This is a genomic window from Streptomyces sirii, assembly GCF_045690365.1.
In the GTDB taxonomy this organism is placed as follows: Bacteria; Actinomycetota; Actinomycetes; order Streptomycetales; family Streptomycetaceae; genus Streptomyces; species Streptomyces sirii.
This window is the reverse complement of the sequence record NZ_CP147982.1, coordinates 3,344,179-3,359,581: the sequence shown is the minus strand read 5'-3', so window position 1 is coordinate 3,359,581 and position 15,403 is coordinate 3,344,179. Positions and strand designations below refer to the sequence as shown.

Sequence of the window (15,403 nt, the reverse complement as noted above, 5' to 3'; positions counted from 1 at the left end):
GAACGGAGCCGGGAGCGGGAGCCGGCCTAGCGCGGCAGCGCCACCACATACGCGCTCGGCTCCCGTTCCGGCGCCGCCATCAGGGCGGTGCGGACCACCGCGGCCTGTTCCGCGGGGGCCTCGCGCAGGGTGCGCGGCAGGCAGCGGACGACGGTGATGCCCAGCCGCTCCAGATGCTCGCGCTTGTGGTCGAAGGCCGAGTGCAGCGGGTCCTCCTCGGGGCGCGGCGCACGGGTGTCGATCTCCAGGGCCACCCCGTGCTCCGGCCAGTAGGCGTCCACGCCGCCCAGGTGCGGTCCGCCCGGCAGCCGCAGATCGACGTTCCACAGCGGCTCGGGCAGGCCGTGCTCGCGCACCATGCCGTACAGCCGCTGCTCGGCCAGCGCCCGGCCCTCGGCGAGCAGGGCGTCGACCGCGTCCACCACGTGCGGCCTGGTCAGCAGCCGCGCCCGGCTCAGCTCCCGTACCACCGCGCTCGCCTCGCTGTGGCCGCCGCGCACCGCCTCGGTCAGCAGCCGGCGCACCGCCGCGGCGTCGTTGAGCCCGGCGACCGCGTCGGCCAGCGCGCGGGGCACCGGCGCCGTCGGCACGCCGGTGACCTGCTGCGGTACCGGCAGGTCCACGGCCCGTACGACCTGCGCGAAACCGGTCGAGCGCAGCCGCCGGGTGCGGGCGACCAGCACCTCGATGCGGTCCAGCACCAGCAGTGGGGGAGCCTCGGAGAAGCCGTGCAGGGCGAGCGCCGCCAGACCGGTGATCATCGCCTCGGGGGCGTCGCCGGACGCGGAGGGCTGACGGGGCACGGACGGCCCCCGGTGGGTGGCGTACAGCAGCACCGCCTGCAGCCGCTCCTCGCTGGTGGGCGGCCCCGGGTGGAGCAGGTAGACGCCCGGCAGGACCTGCTGCCAGCAGCCGCCGGGACGGCAGCGCTCGGTCAGCTCCGCCGCCGGGACGCCGTGCTCACGCAGCTGACGAGTGGTCAGCACCCGGCTGCGGAGCCCGGAGAGGTGCTGGAGGGGGAGGGGGGAGAGCGGGGTGTCGTGGTTCATGACCGCTCGATTCCCGCACCCGCTCCGCCCTCTAACCGCTGTTACACGCCCGTACCTCAAACCGGACAATCCTGGGCTAAAGTACGGGCGTTCGACTGCCGAAAAGGGCTGGTGGCAGCCAGGGTTACGGCCTGTGCCCGGCCGCCTCGTCACAAGCCTGTGCGCGCAGCGCCCGGGCGAGGTCGTCCCGCTCCTCCAGCACCAGCCGGCGCAGCGCGGGCGCCGCCTGGGCGTGCGCGTCCAGCCAGCCGTCCGCGGCGTCCAGGGTGGCGGGCTCGACCAGCCACGCCGGGAACAGCCCGCGCACCACGTCCATCGCGATCTCGATGGACCGCTCCCGCCACACCCGCTCGATCGCCGCGAAGTAGTGCGGGGCGTACGGCGTCAGCAACTCCCGCTGGCCGGGCTGTGCGAAGCCGGCGATGGTCGCCTCCACCAGGGCGTTGGACAGCGCGTCGGACTCCACCACGTCCGCCCACGCCTGCGCCTTGACCTCGGCCGAGGGGCGGGCCGCCAGGCAGCGCACCTGGTGGCGCTTGCCGGAGGCGGTGTCGTCCCGGGCCAGCTCCGCGGCGATCACGTCCTCGTCCGCGACGCCGTGCGCGGCCAGCGGCTCCAGGAACGACCAGCGCAGCTCCTGGTCCACCTCCAGGCCGTCGATCTTCGCGGTGCCGTCCAGCAGGCCCTTGAGCAGCTGGAGGTCGGCGGGGGTGGTGGCGACCGCGGCGAAGTGCCGGGCCCAGGTCAGCTGGTGGTCGCTGCCCGGGTCGGCCAGCCGCAGCTCGTGCAGCGCGCCCTCGGCCAGCTCGCGGGCGGCCGCCTCGCGGCGGTCCGGCGCGCAGTAGTGCTCCAGTGCCGTCTGGGCCTGCCCGTGCAGCGACTGCAGTACGCCGATGTCGGTCTCCTGGCCGGCGAACCGCCGCACCAGGCCGAGGTAGTCGCGGGCCGGCATCAGCCCGTCGCGGGTCAGGCCCCACAGCGCCGCCCAGCACAGCGCCCGCGCCATCGGGTCGGTCAGATCGCCGAGCCGGGCCCGCAGCGTGGCCAGCGACCCCTCGTCGAACCGGACCTTGCAGTACGTCAGGTCCTCGTCGTTGACCAGGATCAGCTCGGGCCGCTCGGAGCCGGCCAGCTCCGGCACGGCCGTGCGCGGCCCGTCGACGTCCACCTCGGCGCGGGCGTAGCGCACCAGAGCCGAGTCCGCGTCCTGGCGGCGGTAGAGGCCCACCGCGACCCGGTGCGGCCGCAGCTCCGGGTGCCGGGGCGCCGCCTCCTGCAGGATGCTCAGCTCGGTGATCCGGTCATGTGCGTCATAAGTGACCTGAGGGGTCAGTGAGTTGACGCCCGCGGTCTCCAGCCAGGACCGCGACCAGGCCGCCATGTCCCGGCCCGACGTCTCCTCCAGCACCGCCAGCAGATCCGTCAGCCGGGTGTTGCCGTACGCGTGGCGCTTGAAGTAGCGCCGGGCGCCCTCCAGGAACGCGTCCTGGCCCACGTACGCCACCAGCTGCTTGAGCACCGCGGCGCCCTTGGCGTAGGTGATGCCGTCGAAGTTGAGCTTGGCGTCCTCCAGGTCGCGGATGTCGGCGGTGACCGGGTGGGTGGAGGGTAGCTGGTCGGCGCGGTAGGCCCAGGACTTGCGGCGGTTGGCGAAGGTGATCCAGCCGTTGGCGAAGCGGGTCGCCTCCACCTGCGCGAACGCGCCCATGAAGTCCGCGTAGGACTCCTTGAGCCACAGGTCGTCCCACCACTGCATGGTGACCAGGTCGCCGAACCACATGTGCGCCATCTCGTGCAGGATGACGTTGGCCCGGCGCTCGTAGGACGCCTCGGTCACCTTCCCGCGGAAGACGAACTCCTCGCGGAAGGTGACACAGCCCGGGTTCTCCATCGCGCCGAGGTTGTACTCCGGGACGAACGCGGTGTCGTACTTCCCGAAGGGGTAGGGGAAGTCGAAGTGCTCGTGGAAGAAGTCCAGGCCCTGCTTGGTGACGGTGAAGACGTCGTCCGCGTCGAAGTGCTTGGCCAGCCCCTTGCGGCACAGCGCGCCCAGCGGGACGACCAGCTCGCTCCCGTCCTCGAAGGTGCGGCGGTAGCTGTCGGTGACGTAGTGGTACGGGCCGGCGACGACGGCCGTGATGTACGTGGAGATCGGCTGGGTCCGCGCGAACCGGTGCGTCCCGGCCTCGGCGTCGCCCTCCTGGGCGCCGTTGCTGAGCACCACCCACCCCTCGGGGGCGGTCACCTCGAAGGTGAACGGGGCCTTCAGGTCGGGCTGTTCGAAGTTGGCGAACACCCGGCGGGCGTCGGCCGGCTCGTACTGGGTGTAGAGGTAGACCTCGCCGTCCTCGGGGTCGACGAAGCGGTGCAGCCCCTCGCCGGTGCGGCTGTAGGCGCACTGCGCGTCGACGACGAGGGTGTTCTCGGCGGCCAGGTCGTCCAGCGCGATCCGGGTGCCGTCGAAGACCTTCGCGGGGTCCAGCTCGCGGCCGTTGAGGGTGACGGAGGTGACCGACGGCGCCAGCAGATCCGCGAAGGTCGACGCGCCCGGCTCGACGCAGCGGAAGCGGATGGCCGTACGGGACCGGAATGTGGCCGCGGCCTGCCCCTGCCCGACCGCTGAGCGGACGTCGAGCGCCACGTCGTAGGCGTCGACGCTCAGCAGTCGACCCCGCTCACGTGCCTCGTCCCGGGACAGATTCTCACCTGGCACGACGTGACTCCCTCGTCCTCGTCTCGAATATCGAACACGGGGAATCATGGCACGCCCGCCGACGGTTGAACCTGCCACCGGACAGCACGACCGAGAACCGACGCAGCACGGCTTGCCTGAGGAGACGAGACCCTTGTCCGAAACCGCGAAGACCCCGGCAGACTTCTGGTTCGACCCCTTGTGCCCCTGGGCCTGGCTGACCTCCCGCTGGATGCTGGAGGTGGAGAAGGTCCGCCCGGTCGAGGTGCGCTGGCATGTGATGAGCCTGGCCGTTCTCAACGAGGACAAACTCGACACACTTCCGGAGGAGTACCGCGAGAACATGCGCCCGGGCGGCAAGGCCTGGGGTCCGGTCCGGGTGGTCGTCGCCGCCCAGCAGCTGCACGGCGACGAGGCCGTCGGCCGGCTCTACACCGCGCTCGGCACCCGCTTCCACAACGAGGGCCTCGGGGTGAACCCCGAGAGCATCGCCGCCGCCCTCGAAGACGCCGGCCTGCCCGCCGACCTGATCGAGTACGCCGGCAAGGACACCTACGACACGCAGCTGCGCGCCTCCCACAAGGAGGGCATCGACCTGGTCGGCCAGGAGGTCGGCACCCCGGTCATCGCCGTCCCGGGCTCCGACGGTGAGCCGATCGCCTTCTTCGGCCCGGTCGTCACCCCCGCCCCCAAGGGCGAGCAGGCCGCCAAGCTGTGGGACGGCACGCTGATGGTGGCGTCGACACCCGGCTTCTACGAGATCAAGCGGACGCGGGCCCAGCCGCCGGTCTTCGACTGAGGCGACCGGCCCGCGCGCCGTGAGCGCATGGGCGAGGCCCCGCGAGTCAGGTCCTCGTGGGGCCTCGCCGTTACTCCGCCCGCCCGGCGAAAGGTGAGAAGACGATCACGAGGCGGGACGCATCCTCGGCGCGCTACGGCGCCAGCAGCAGGTTGTTGGCGCGCTCCTTGGCGGCCGTGTAGCGCTTGGCCACGTCCTGCCAGTTGACGACCTGCCACATGGCCTCGATGAAGTCCACCTTCTGGTTCTTGTACTGCAGGTAGAACGCGTGCTCCCAGGCGTCGAAGACCAGGATCGGCACCGAGCCCTGACCGACGTTGCCCTGGTGGTCGTAGATCTGCTCGACGATCAGCCGGCCGGTCACCGGCTCGTAGGCCAGTACACCCCAGCCGGAGCCCTGGGTGGTGGCCGAGGCCTTGGTCAGCTGGGCCTTGAACTTCGCGAACGAGCCGAAGGACTCGGCGAGCGCGTCGGCCAGCTCGCCCACGCCGTCCTTCTCCAGCGGCTCACCGCCGCCGTCGTCGGTCATGTTGTGCCAGTAGATGCTGTGCAGGATGTGGCCGGAGAGGTGGAACGCCAGGTTCTTCTCCAGGCCGTTGATGTTGCCCCACTGGTCCTTGTCGCGGGCCTCGGCGAGCTGTTCGAGGGTGTCGTTGGCGCCCTTCACATACGCCGCGTGGTGCTTGTCGTGGTGCAGCTCGATGATCTCGGGGCTGATGACCGGCGCCAGCGCCGCGTAGTCGTAGGGGAGTTCCGGAAGTGTGTAGGTCGCCATGCCGATCCCGCCTCCAAGCTGCGTACATGCAGTAGTAGCAGTGCAGTAGTTGCAATCAATGTGCAAGAGCACGCTATCAGCAGGAATGATCTCCGGCCGGTCGCGGGGAGATTCCTGGTCCCAAAGACGTAAGGCGGGGCGGGACCTCGGAAGGAGGTCCCGCCCCGCCTGCGGGGTACTGCGAGTGCGGGCTAGCGGCCGGCCGTCTCGGTGCCCTTGCTCAGGGCCTGCTGCCGCAGCAGTCCGATCACCGCCAGCACCGCCCCGAAGCCGCCGGTGAACAGCAGCTGGATGCGCTGGTTCTCATCGCGCAGCATCAGCAGCAGCACCGCGACGATGCCCGCCAGCGCCACCCACGTCAGCACCGGGAAGGCCCACATCTTCACCACGAGCTTCTCCGGCGCCTCGCGCTCCAACTGCCGCCGCATCCGCAGCTGGGCGACCGCGATGAAGCCCCACACCACCAGGACCGCCGCGCCGACCATGTTCAGCAGCCACTGGAAGACCGTGGTCGGCCACCAGAAGCTGAAGAGCACCGCGAGGAAGCCGAAGGCGGAGCACAGCAGCACGGTGCGGCGCGGGACGCCGCCGCTGACCTTGCCCAGGAAGGCCGGGCCCTGGCCGCGGGAGATCAGCGAGTACGCCATCCGCGAGGAGCCGTAGATGTTGGCGTTCACCGCGGAGAGCAGGGCGATCAGGATGACGACGTTCATGACCTGGCCGGCCGCGGGGATCTTGAGGTAGTCCAGGACCGCCACGTACGGGCCGCTCTTGGCGATCGAGGGGGCGCTCCAGGGGATGACCGTGACGATGATCGCCATCGAGCCGACGTAGAACAGGGCGATCCGCCACATCGCGGTGCGCACCGCGCTTGCGACACCGCGCACCGGGTCCTTGGACTCGGCGGCCGCGATGGTGACCGTCTCCAGGCCGCCGTAGGCGAACACCGACGCCAGCAGACCCACCATCAGGCCGTCGACGCCCTTGGGCAGGAAGCCGCCGTCACCGGTGAGGTGCGTGGCGCCCGGCGCCTGGGTGCCGGGGAGCACACCGCATATGGCGAGCACGCCCAGGATGAGGAAGGCGGCGATCGCGGCGACCTTCAGGGCGGCGAACCAGAACTCGAACTCGCCGAAGTTGGAGACCGCGGCCAGGTTCGTACCGGTGAAGATCACCATGAACAGCAGAACCCACATCCAGGGCTCGGTGCTCGGGAACCACTGGTGCATCACATCCGCGGCGCCCAGCGCCTCGGCGGCCACCGCCACACACAGCAGCGCGGTGAACATCCAGCCCACCGCGAATCCGGCCCAGGAGCCGATGGAGCGCTCGGCGTGCACGGAGAAGGAGCCGGAGGCCGGATTGGCCGCGGCCATCTCGCCGAGCATCCGCATGACCAGCATGACCAGGGCGCCGGAGACCGCATAGGCCAGCACGATCGAGGGGCCGGCCGCCGCGATGCCCTCGCGGGAGCCGACGAACAGGCCCGCGCCGATCACGCCGCCCAGGGCGATCATCGACAGATGGCGCTGCTTGAGGCCGTTGGACAGCGCGGAGCCACTATCGGGGCCGGCGCCCTCCAGCGCGCTGGACTGCGCGGGGGTGGCGGACGAGGGTGTCCGATTCATGTCGTACCTGTCCCAGTAGGTGAGAGCGGAGCAAGGCGAACCGCGGTCTCCCGAAGCCGCGACCGGTGCGACGGTGCCGCCGGGGCAACGGGTCGCGCAAGGCTGCCGACGGCGCAACTCCGGGATCCTCGGCAAAGCGGGCTCAGTCTGAGTGCCGGTGTCCGCTCAGGGCAACAGTCGTGCAGCGAATGTTCGGTATTCAGACGCGATCGTCACCGTGCGTGCCTGACAGGTTGTCGATTGCCACGCCCTGTGACGTCCGTCTCGGCGCGGCGCGGCCCGCCCCGGAGCGATTCAGCGCCGCGTGCGACGGCCCCTCAGCTCCCGTACGCCCGCCACCAGCAGCACCGCGGCGGTCGCTCCGGCCGACCACAGCAGCTGCGGACGGGCCGTGGCGTCGGTCAGCATCAGCACGATCACACCTGCTATCGCCAGCAGCGCCGCCCACGTCAGATACGGGAACGCCCACATCCGCAGGGTCAGCTTCTCGGGCGCCTCGCGTTCGATACGCGGACGCAGCCGCAGCTGGGAGACGGCGATCAGACCCCAGACGAACAGCAGCACCGCGCCGACCGCGTTGAGCATGTAGAGGAAGACCGAGTCCGGCCACTTCAGATTCAGCAGCACGGAGACGAACCCGAAGGCCACCGAGGCCAGCACGGCCCGGCGCGGCACGCCTCCCCCACTCTCGGCTTCGCTCGAGCGGGGGGACCCCCGTCCCGACACCTTCAGCAGCGCTCGCGGCGCCTCACCCCGCTCGGCCAGCGAGAACACCATCCGCGACGAGCCGTAGAGATTGGCGTTCAGCGCCGAGAGCAGCGCCACGAACACCACGATGTTCATGATCTGGCCGGCGCCCGGCACCCCGACGCTCTCCAGCACCGCGACGTACGGGCTCTGGCCGGGCCGCACCGACGACCACGGCAGCAGGGCGACGATGACCAGCATCGAGCCGACGTAGAAGAACAGGATCCGCCACACCGCGCTGCGCACCGCCCGGCCCACCGCCCGCGCCGGATCGTCCGACTCGGCCGCGGCGATGGTGACGACCTCCAGCCCGCCGAAGGCGAACACCACCGCCAGCACCCCGGAGACCACCCCGGCCCAGCCGTGGGGCAGGAACCCGCCGTGCCCGGTGAGGTTCGCCGTCCCGACCGGATCGCCCGAATAATGCGGCCCGGCCGGCAGCACCCCGAAGACCGCCAGCAGCCCCAGCACCAGGAACAGCACGATCGCGGTGACCTTGAGCGTCGCGAACCAGAACTCGAACTCGCCGAAGTTCTTCACCGCCGCCAGGTTGGCCACCGTGAAGACCACCATGAAGACCAGCACCCAGCCCCACTGCGGCACCGCCGGCACCCAGCCGTTGGCGATCTGCGCCGCGCCGGTGGCCTCCACGGCCAGCACCACCACCAGCAGGAACCAGTACAGCCAGCCGACGCTGAAACCGGCCCAGCGGCCCAGCGCCCGCTCCGCGTGCACGGAGAACGCGCCGGAGGCCGGCATCGCCGCCGACATCTCGCCGAGCATCCGCATGATCAGCATCGCCAGCGCACCCGCGATCAGGTACGACAGCACGATCCCCGGCCCGGCCACCGCGATCCCCGCGCCGGAGCCCACGAACAGGCCCGCGCCGATCACTCCGCCCAGGCCCAGCATCGTCAGATGGCGCTGCTTGAGCCCCGTGGACAGCGGCTCCCTCTCGCCGGCGCCCTCGACGAGCGGGGGCTGCCCGGCGGTGGTCGGTGTGTCGTGCATCGGCTCGTCACTCTCACAGGAGGAGGGGCGGGGGGGGCCGCCGGAGGTTTGGGGGAACTCCACAGGTCACCGCGGGGCGGGCCCCAGTCTCCCCGCACCTCGCGCGCTACCACAAAACCGGCGTCCTTCGGCGGCCGGCTTCGTGATGAGCATCACGTGACCTGCAAAGACGTCACGCGCCCCGGCAGGGCCGGGCATTGTGGCGGTTGTTCGGAACTCTCCAAGCGGGCCGGTACGGCTTTGTCACCGCCACACGATGATCGCCACCGGCCGCCTGGACTAACGTCATCGCGTCCCGTCCCGTCCCCTCACACCCTGCGGAGCCCCGATGAGCACTGCCGCCCTCGTTCGCCCCGGCACGGTCCTCGCCGACCTGCTGCCGGCCGCCACCGCCTCCCGCGCCCGCGTCCGCGACGTCGCGCTGGTGGTCGGCGGTGCCGCGCTCACCGGCGTCGCGGCGCAGATCGCCGTCCCGGTCCCCGGCTCCCCGGTCCCGGTCACCGGCCAGACCTTCGCCGCCCTCCTGGTCGGCGCCTCGCTCGGCGCGGGCCGCGGTCTGCTCTCGCTCGCGCTCTACGCCCTGGCGGGCATCGCGGGTCTGCCGTGGTTCGCCGGCGGTGCCTCCGGCGCCGGCGGCGCCACCTTCGGCTACATCGTCGGCATGCTGCTGGCCGCCGGCCTCGTGGGCGCGCTGGCCCGCCGCGGCGGCGACCGCGGCGTGCTGCGCACCGCCGCCACCATGGCCGCCGGCACCGCCGTGATCTACGCCGTGGGCGTCCCCTACCTCGCGCTGAGCACCGGAATGTCCCTCGGCCAGGCCGCCGCGGCCGGCCTGGTGCCGTTCCTGATCGGCGACGCCCTCAAGGCGGCGCTGGCGATGGGCGCGCTGCCGGCCGCCTGGAAGCTGGCGGGCCGCCGCGGCTGAGCGCCGCACACCGCACCGACGGGCCGGGCCCCGCACTCACCGAACGGTGACTGCGGGGCCCGGCCCGTCCGCGTCCGCCTACTTCCCGGCAGGCGTCCGCGTCCGCCTGCGCTCCAGCACCAGCCCGATCACCAGCACCGCCGCCGCCGCGACCACCGACAGCACCATCTGCTCCCGGCCGTCCGGGTCGTAGAACATGTAGCCGACGACGAAGACGATCAGCGCGATCGTGGCGTACGTCAGCCACGGGTACAGCCACATCCGCACCGTCAGCCGCTCCGGTGCCTCCCGCTCGATGATCCGGCGCATCCGCAGCTGCGAGAAGCAGATGACCAGCCACACGAAGAGCGCCACCGCGCCCGAGGAGTTCAGCAGGAACTGGAAGACCGTGTCCTTGGACGTGTAGCTGAAGATCGTCGCGATGAAGCCGAAGGCGACCGACGCCCAGATCGCGACCGCCGGCACCCCGCCCTTGTTGACCTTCTTGAACGACTTCGGCGCGTCACCGCGCTCACCGAGCGAGTACGCCATCCGGGAGGCCGTGTAGAGCCCGGAGTTCAGACAGGACAGCACCGCGGTGAGCACCACGATGTCCATCACCGTGCCCGCGTACGGAATGTCCAGCGACTTCAGCACCGCCACGTACGGGCTCTTGAGCACCGCCGGGTCGTTCCACGGCAGCAGCGTCACGATCACCGTGATCGAGCCGATGTAGAAGAGCGCGATCCGCCAGATGACGCTGTTGACGGCCTTGCGGACGGCCAGCACCGGGTTCGGCGACTCGCTGGCCGCCAGCGTGACGATCTCGCTGCCCATGAAGGAGAAGACCACCAGCAGCATGCCGGAGAGGATCGCGCCGGGACCGTTCGGCAGGAAGCCGCCGTGCCCGGTCAGATTCGACATGCCCACGGCGTGGTCGCCCGGCGGCAGCCCGAATATCGCCAGCGCGCCGACCACGATGAAGACGACGATCGCGACGACCTTGATCCCGGCGAACCAGAACTCGAACTCGCCGAACGAGCCCACCGAGATCAGATTGGTGCCGGTCAGCACGACCATCACGATCAGCGCCCAGGCCCATTGCGGGACGGCCGGGACCCAGCCGGTGAGGATCGCGGCGGCGGCGGTCGCCTCGACGGCCAGCACCACCGACCAGAAGAACCAGTACAGCCAGCCGATCGTGAAGCCGGCCCAGCGGCCCAGCGCCCGGTCCGCGTAGGCGGAGAACGACCCGGATGTGGGGGAGGCCGCGGCCATCTCGCCCAGCATCCGCATCACCAGCACGACCAGCAGCCCGGTCAGCGCGTACGACAGCAGGATGCCCGGGCCGGCGGCGGCGATGCCCGCGCCGGAGCCCACGAACAGCCCGGCGCCGATGACCCCGCCGATCGCGATCATCGACAGATGGCGGTTCTTGAGGCCTGCCTGCAGCCCGTCCTGCGACCCCCCGGCCGGTCCGCTGCCGGGTTCGCCGGCGGTGGGGACCTGTGTGGTGGTGGGGGTACGAGGGTGCGCGCCCATGTGCACCGTCCTTGTGTGGTTCACGGATTGGAACCACTGCATTAGATCTTCGCTAACCGTGGATTGGAAGGCCTGGCGCTGGATCGTTGCATGAAACACTGGAAGGTTGCGCGCAATGCATACGTACACAAGGTCCACTTGCGATTCCATCAGCGCCGCCGCATAAAGACCCGGCGACGCCTACCCGTCGAGTCCCGTGTCACACTCATGCCATGCGCGTGTATCTCGGCTCCGACCATGCAGGTTTTGACCTCAAGAACCACCTCGTGGAGTGGCTCAAGGCCCACGGCCACGAGCCCGTCGACTGCGGTCCCCACATCTACGACGCCCAGGACGACTACCCGCCGTTCTGCCTCCGCGCCGCGGAGAAGACCGCCGCCGACCCGGACAGCCTCGGCATCGTGATCGGCGGCTCCGGCAACGGCGAGCAGATCGCCGCCAACAAGGTCAAGGGCGTACGGGCCGCACTGGCCTGGAGCGAGGAGACCGCCAAGCTCGGCCGCGAGCACAACAACGCCAACGTCATCTCCGTCGGCGGCCGGATGCACACCGAGGAAGAGGCGACGAAGTTCGTCGAGGCCTTCCTGAGCACCCCCTACTCGGGCGAGGAGCGGCACACCCGCCGCATCGACATGCTCTCGGCCTACGAGACCACCGGTGAACTCCCCGCCATCCCGGCTCACCACCCGCAGGGCTGACCACCGCACACCGCCGTCGCCCGCCCACCCCGAGTGCCGGGGCGGGCGGGCACGCCCACTGGAGACCACGCATGCCCGAGGGCCACACCATCCACCGCCTGGCTGCGGACTACGCCGAGCGCTTCGTGGGGCGGACGGTCCGGGCGACCAGCCCGCAGGGCAGGTTCGCAGGTGGCGCGGCCCTCGTCGACAACCAGGTGCTGGAGCGCACCGAAGCCCACGGCAAGCACCTCTTCCTCGGCTTCGGCCCTCCCCCAAGGACCTCCGACAAGCTCCAGTCCAGGGGGGATCCCCATCGCTGGATCCACGTCCACCTCGGCCTGTTCGGCAAGCTCGGCTTCGGCGGCGCCCCCGCCCCGCCTCCCACCGACACCGTGCGCCTGCGCCTGGCGAACGCCACCGCACACGCGGACCTGCGCGGCCCCACGACCTGCGCGCTGATCACCGACGCCGAGAAGCAGGCGATACACGACCGGCTCGGCCCCGACCCGCTGCGCCCCGACGACGACGGCACCCGTGCCTGGCAGCGGATCTCCCGCAGCCGTACGACCGTCGCGGCGCTGCTGCTCGACCAGAAGATCATCGCGGGGGTCGGCAACGTCTACCGCGCCGAGGTCCTCTTCCGGCACGGTGTCGACCCCTACCTCCCGGGCCGCGACCTCAGCCGTACCGCATGGGACGCGATCTGGGCCGACCTGGTGTTCCTGATGGCCGAGGGCGTCCGCCACAACCGGATCGACACCGTGCGCCCCGAGCACCTGCCCGAGGCCATGGGCCGCCCGCCACGGGTCGACGACCACGGCGGCGAGGTCTACGTCTACCGCCGCGCGAACCAGCACTGCCACATCTGCGGCGCCGAGATCCGCACCGCCGACCTCGCCGCCCGCAACCTCTTCTGGTGCCCGGGGTGCCAGGCGGGTCGGGGTGGGGGCTGACGCCGCGGAACGCTCCAGGTCAATACGCCTAGAACCCGTACGGCAACCAGGGCGCCACATCCGACCCGAACGCCACCGAGGCCGCAGCCAGCGCACCCGGCCGCAGCTCGCGCACCCGCCCCGCCGCGGCCAGCGACGAGAGCGTGAACCCGCCCAGATAGGCGGAGCCCAGCTCCCGCACGGACAGCGCCAGATCGGCCGCGTCCGCCGTCCGCGCACAACTCGCGCCCTTCTCGTCGCCGGACAGCCGCCACCGCCCCTCGTTCCACGGGCAGAACGGGTCCGCGACCTCCAGCACCACGTCCACCGGCGTCCGGTACGTCCGCGCCGCCAGCGCCGCGCCCAGCTCCACCGGCCGGACGAACAGCGACTCGCGCAGCCCGATCCCGCAGCGCCGCTGGTCGGGCACCAGATGCAGCAGCGCGTCGTCCACCGGCCGGGTCGCCACCGACACCGACGACGACAGGTCGATCCCGAACAGATGGCGCCACAGCGCCGCGTACACCACCGGCTCCAGCGCCTCGACGTGCCGCACGAGCACCGTCCCGCACGGCCCCGCGTCGTCCCACTGCGGCTTGAGGGCATAGCGCGTATAGCCCCGCACCTCGCCGTCCACCTCGGCCAGCACGCACTGCAACTCCCCGGCCCCCGGCTGCTTGCCGGGCACGTCGAGCACGGTGACCTTCTCCCAGCCCGGCGGGCGGGTCAGCATTCCGGGGCGGGCCGGCACCAGCTCGGCGTAGACCCGCTCGCAGTCGGCCAGCGCGGTCACCGGGTCCACCAGCCGCAGCCGTACGCCGTCCACCCCGGGCAGCTCGGGCGCCGGCAGCCGTACCGTGTCGACCGTCAGCCGCATGTCCTGGGCCGACGCGCCGTAGCCGAAGCGCCCGTAGATCGCCGGCTCCGAGGCGGTCAGCACCGCCAGCGGCTCACCGCGCTCGCGGACGTCCGCCAGCTGCCGGCGCATCATCGAGCGCAGCACCCCGCGCCGGCGGTGCGTCGGCTGCACACTGACCATCGTGACCCCGGCCGCCGGCACCTCGGCCCCGCCCGGCACCGTGAGCCCGAACGAGATCGCCCCGGCCGTGCCGACGCACCGCCGCCCGTCCCAGACGCCGAGCGAGCGCTCGACCTCGGTCAGTTCGCGCCGCAGGGCGAGTTCCTCCGGGGACGGCCGCTCACCGAACGCCGCGCTCAGCGCGTCGGACCAGACGTCCCACTCGGCGTTCCGCAGTACCCGCAGATCCGTCGTCATGCACCATCACTAGCAGGACGCTCTCCGGTCGCGCGACCGCATTTCGAACGCTGTTTCCCCGCAATTGGCCGGGGGGACGTGCGGCGAATCGACGCGCCGCCGAACGGGTGGATAAGGTCCCAGAGCGATGACAAGCGGCCCGGGAACGGAAACCCTGACGGCCCGGGTGCACAAAGGCCTGCACCGGGCCCGCGTCGGCGTACGCAAAGCCGGGGTCGACTACTTCCGCGGTGAGGGCTCCGACCGGTTCGCTCTGGTCGCCCTGCTGATCGCCATCCCCGCCATCGCCACGGGCACGCTCTGGCACCCCGAATGGATCGCCCCGACCGCCCTGGTCCTGCCGGTGATCGCCGGCGGTCTGCTGCTGCGGCCGGCCAACCTCCTCGTCCTGTACGGCGCCTCCGCGGCCGCCCTGGTCGTCGAGTCCGCGCTGTTCGGTCCGTATGACGACGGACCGGACCGGATCACCCCGGGCACGGTGCTGGTCGTGGCCGCGGTCGGGTTCTTCGGACTGCTGATCGCGCAGTTCCGCAGCCGGGTCGGGGTGCCCTGGCGGCGCGGCGGCACCATGCTCTTCGACCTGCGCGAACGCATCCGGGTACAGAGCAAGCTCCCCCGGCTGCCCAAGGGCTGGCACCACGAAATGGCGCTGCGCCCGGCCGGCGGCCAGTCCTTCTCCGGGGACTTCGTCGTCGCCTCCCGCACCCACGGCGGCAGCATCCTCGAAGTGGTGCTCACCGATGTCTCCGGCAAGGGCATGGACGCCGCCTCCCGCGCGCTGCTGCTGTCCGGCGCCTTCGGCGGCCTGCTGGGCTCCCTCCCGCCGCACGGCTTCCTGCCCGCCGCCAACGGCTACCTGCTGGGCTCCCTCCCGCCGCACGGCTTCCTGCCCGCCGCCAACGGCTACCTGCTGCGCCAGGACTGGGACGAGGGCTTCGCGACCTCCATCCACCTCGTCCTCGACCTGGAATCCGGCGACTACGAACTCCTCTCCGCGGGCCATCTGCCGGCCCTCCAGCTCAGCGCGGGCAGCGGCCGCTGGGAGGAGAAGCCCGGCGAGGGGCCGCTGCTCGGCGTCTACGACGGCGCCCAGTTCGACCCGATCAAGGGGACGCTGCGGCCCGGCGACGTGCTGATGCTGTTCACCGACGGCCTGGTGGAGGCCGCCGACCGCGATATCGCCGAGGGCATCGACCGCCTGACCGGCGAGGCCGACCGCTACGTGGCCAGCGGCTTCGCGGGCGCCGCCTGGCATCTGATCGAGGCCGTCGCCAAGGACGTCAACGACGACCGGGCGCTGCTGCTGATCTGCCGGGACGCGTAGCCGAACGGCGCCTGCGGTCGGAGGGGCGGGCGAACCGGCCCGGG

At 71.5% G+C, this 15,403-nt stretch carries 12 protein-coding genes; 5 read left to right on the top strand and 7 right to left on the bottom strand.

Annotation, left to right across the window (positions count from 1 at the left end; genetic code table 11):
• Positions 1 to 26 precede the first annotated feature (26 nt).
• Both WAB15_RS15155 and pepN read right to left on the bottom strand, forming a co-directional pair.
• On the bottom strand, positions 27 to 1,049 hold the full coding sequence (locus tag WAB15_RS15155) for a hypothetical protein (protein ID WP_407286573.1): 1,023 nt from the start codon (positions 1,047 to 1,049) through the stop codon (positions 27 to 29).
• A 124-nt stretch (positions 1,050 to 1,173) separates the two neighbouring features.
• Positions 1,174 to 3,762, bottom strand: a complete 2,589-nt coding sequence (gene pepN / locus WAB15_RS15150) for an aminopeptidase N (RefSeq protein ID WP_407286572.1) — start codon at positions 3,760 to 3,762, stop codon at positions 1,174 to 1,176.
• A gap of 133 nt (positions 3,763 to 3,895) precedes the next feature.
• Here pepN and WAB15_RS15145 point away from each other — a divergent pair, with 133 nt between their 5' ends.
• Positions 3,896 to 4,540, top strand: a complete 645-nt coding sequence (locus WAB15_RS15145; protein WP_407286571.1) for a DsbA family protein — start codon at positions 3,896 to 3,898, stop codon at positions 4,538 to 4,540.
• A 133-nt stretch (positions 4,541 to 4,673) separates the two neighbouring features.
• Here the strand turns inward: WAB15_RS15145 and WAB15_RS15140 are convergent, their stop codons facing one another.
• The 3 genes from WAB15_RS15140 to WAB15_RS15130 form a co-directional block, all read right to left on the bottom strand.
• A complete protein-coding gene (locus WAB15_RS15140; RefSeq protein WP_407286570.1) occupies positions 4,674 to 5,315 on the bottom strand; it encodes a superoxide dismutase in 642 nt (213 codons plus the stop codon).
• 191 nt (positions 5,316 to 5,506) lie between these two features.
• A complete protein-coding gene (locus WAB15_RS15135; protein ID WP_399150836.1) occupies positions 5,507 to 6,943 on the bottom strand; it encodes an amino acid permease in 1,437 nt (478 codons plus the stop codon).
• A 294-nt stretch (positions 6,944 to 7,237) separates the two neighbouring features.
• Complete coding sequence (locus WAB15_RS15130) at positions 7,238 to 8,701, bottom strand: amino acid permease (protein WP_407286569.1); 1,464 nt, start codon at positions 8,699 to 8,701, stop codon at positions 7,238 to 7,240.
• Between the two features lie 328 nt (positions 8,702 to 9,029).
• Here WAB15_RS15130 and WAB15_RS15125 point away from each other — a divergent pair, with 328 nt between their 5' ends.
• Complete coding sequence (locus WAB15_RS15125) at positions 9,030 to 9,626, top strand: biotin transporter BioY (protein WP_407286568.1); 597 nt, start codon at positions 9,030 to 9,032, stop codon at positions 9,624 to 9,626.
• A 78-nt stretch (positions 9,627 to 9,704) separates the two neighbouring features.
• On the opposite strand, the gene WAB15_RS15120 is transcribed toward WAB15_RS15125, so the two are convergent.
• On the bottom strand, positions 9,705 to 11,147 hold the full coding sequence (locus WAB15_RS15120) for an amino acid permease (RefSeq protein ID WP_407286567.1): 1,443 nt from the start codon (positions 11,145 to 11,147) through the stop codon (positions 9,705 to 9,707).
• A gap of 212 nt (positions 11,148 to 11,359) precedes the next feature.
• On the opposite strand from WAB15_RS15120, the gene WAB15_RS15115 reads away from it, so the two are divergent.
• Both WAB15_RS15115 and WAB15_RS15110 read left to right on the top strand, forming a co-directional pair.
• A complete protein-coding gene (locus WAB15_RS15115; RefSeq protein ID WP_399150832.1) occupies positions 11,360 to 11,845 on the top strand; it encodes a ribose-5-phosphate isomerase in 486 nt (161 codons plus the stop codon).
• A 71-nt stretch (positions 11,846 to 11,916) separates the two neighbouring features.
• Positions 11,917 to 12,780 (top strand): Fpg/Nei family DNA glycosylase, encoded by an 864-nt coding sequence (locus tag WAB15_RS15110; protein ID WP_407286566.1) that lies wholly within the window; start codon positions 11,917 to 11,919, stop codon positions 12,778 to 12,780.
• 28 nt (positions 12,781 to 12,808) lie between these two features.
• Here the strand turns inward: WAB15_RS15110 and WAB15_RS15105 are convergent, their stop codons facing one another.
• Positions 12,809 to 14,035, bottom strand: coding sequence for a GNAT family N-acetyltransferase (locus WAB15_RS15105; RefSeq protein ID WP_407286565.1), 1,227 nt, complete (start codon positions 14,033 to 14,035; stop codon positions 12,809 to 12,811).
• Between the two features lie 127 nt (positions 14,036 to 14,162).
• On the opposite strand from WAB15_RS15105, the gene WAB15_RS15100 reads away from it, so the two are divergent.
• The gene (locus tag WAB15_RS15100) at positions 14,163 to 15,359 is read left to right on the top strand and encodes a PP2C family protein-serine/threonine phosphatase (RefSeq protein ID WP_407286564.1); all 1,197 of its coding nucleotides are present in this window, start codon (positions 14,163 to 14,165) and stop codon (positions 15,357 to 15,359) included.
• Positions 15,360 to 15,403: the final 44 nt, after the last annotated feature.

Bases quoted from the DNA above. Each gene is read 5' to 3' on its own strand.
- WAB15_RS15105 (WP_407286565.1), bottom strand. From the start codon at position 14,035: ATGACGACGGATCTGCGGGTACTGCGGAACGCCGAGTGGGACGTCTGG.
- WAB15_RS15100 (WP_407286564.1), top strand. From the start codon at position 14,163: ATGACAAGCGGCCCGGGAACGGAAACCCTGACGGCCCGGGTGCACAAA.
- WAB15_RS15130 (WP_407286569.1), bottom strand. From the start codon at position 8,701: ATGCACGACACACCGACCACCGCCGGGCAGCCCCCGCTCGTCGAGGGC.
- WAB15_RS15140 (WP_407286570.1), bottom strand. From the start codon at position 5,315: ATGGCGACCTACACACTTCCGGAACTCCCCTACGACTACGCGGCGCTG.
- WAB15_RS15135 (WP_399150836.1), bottom strand. From the start codon at position 6,943: ATGAATCGGACACCCTCGTCCGCCACCCCCGCGCAGTCCAGCGCGCTG.
- WAB15_RS15125 (WP_407286568.1), top strand. From the start codon at position 9,030: ATGAGCACTGCCGCCCTCGTTCGCCCCGGCACGGTCCTCGCCGACCTG.
- WAB15_RS15155 (WP_407286573.1), bottom strand. From the start codon at position 1,049: ATGAACCACGACACCCCGCTCTCCCCCCTCCCCCTCCAGCACCTCTCC.
- WAB15_RS15110 (WP_407286566.1), top strand. From the start codon at position 11,917: ATGCCCGAGGGCCACACCATCCACCGCCTGGCTGCGGACTACGCCGAG.
- WAB15_RS15115 (WP_399150832.1), top strand. From the start codon at position 11,360: ATGCGCGTGTATCTCGGCTCCGACCATGCAGGTTTTGACCTCAAGAAC.
- WAB15_RS15120 (WP_407286567.1), bottom strand. From the start codon at position 11,147: ATGGGCGCGCACCCTCGTACCCCCACCACCACACAGGTCCCCACCGCC.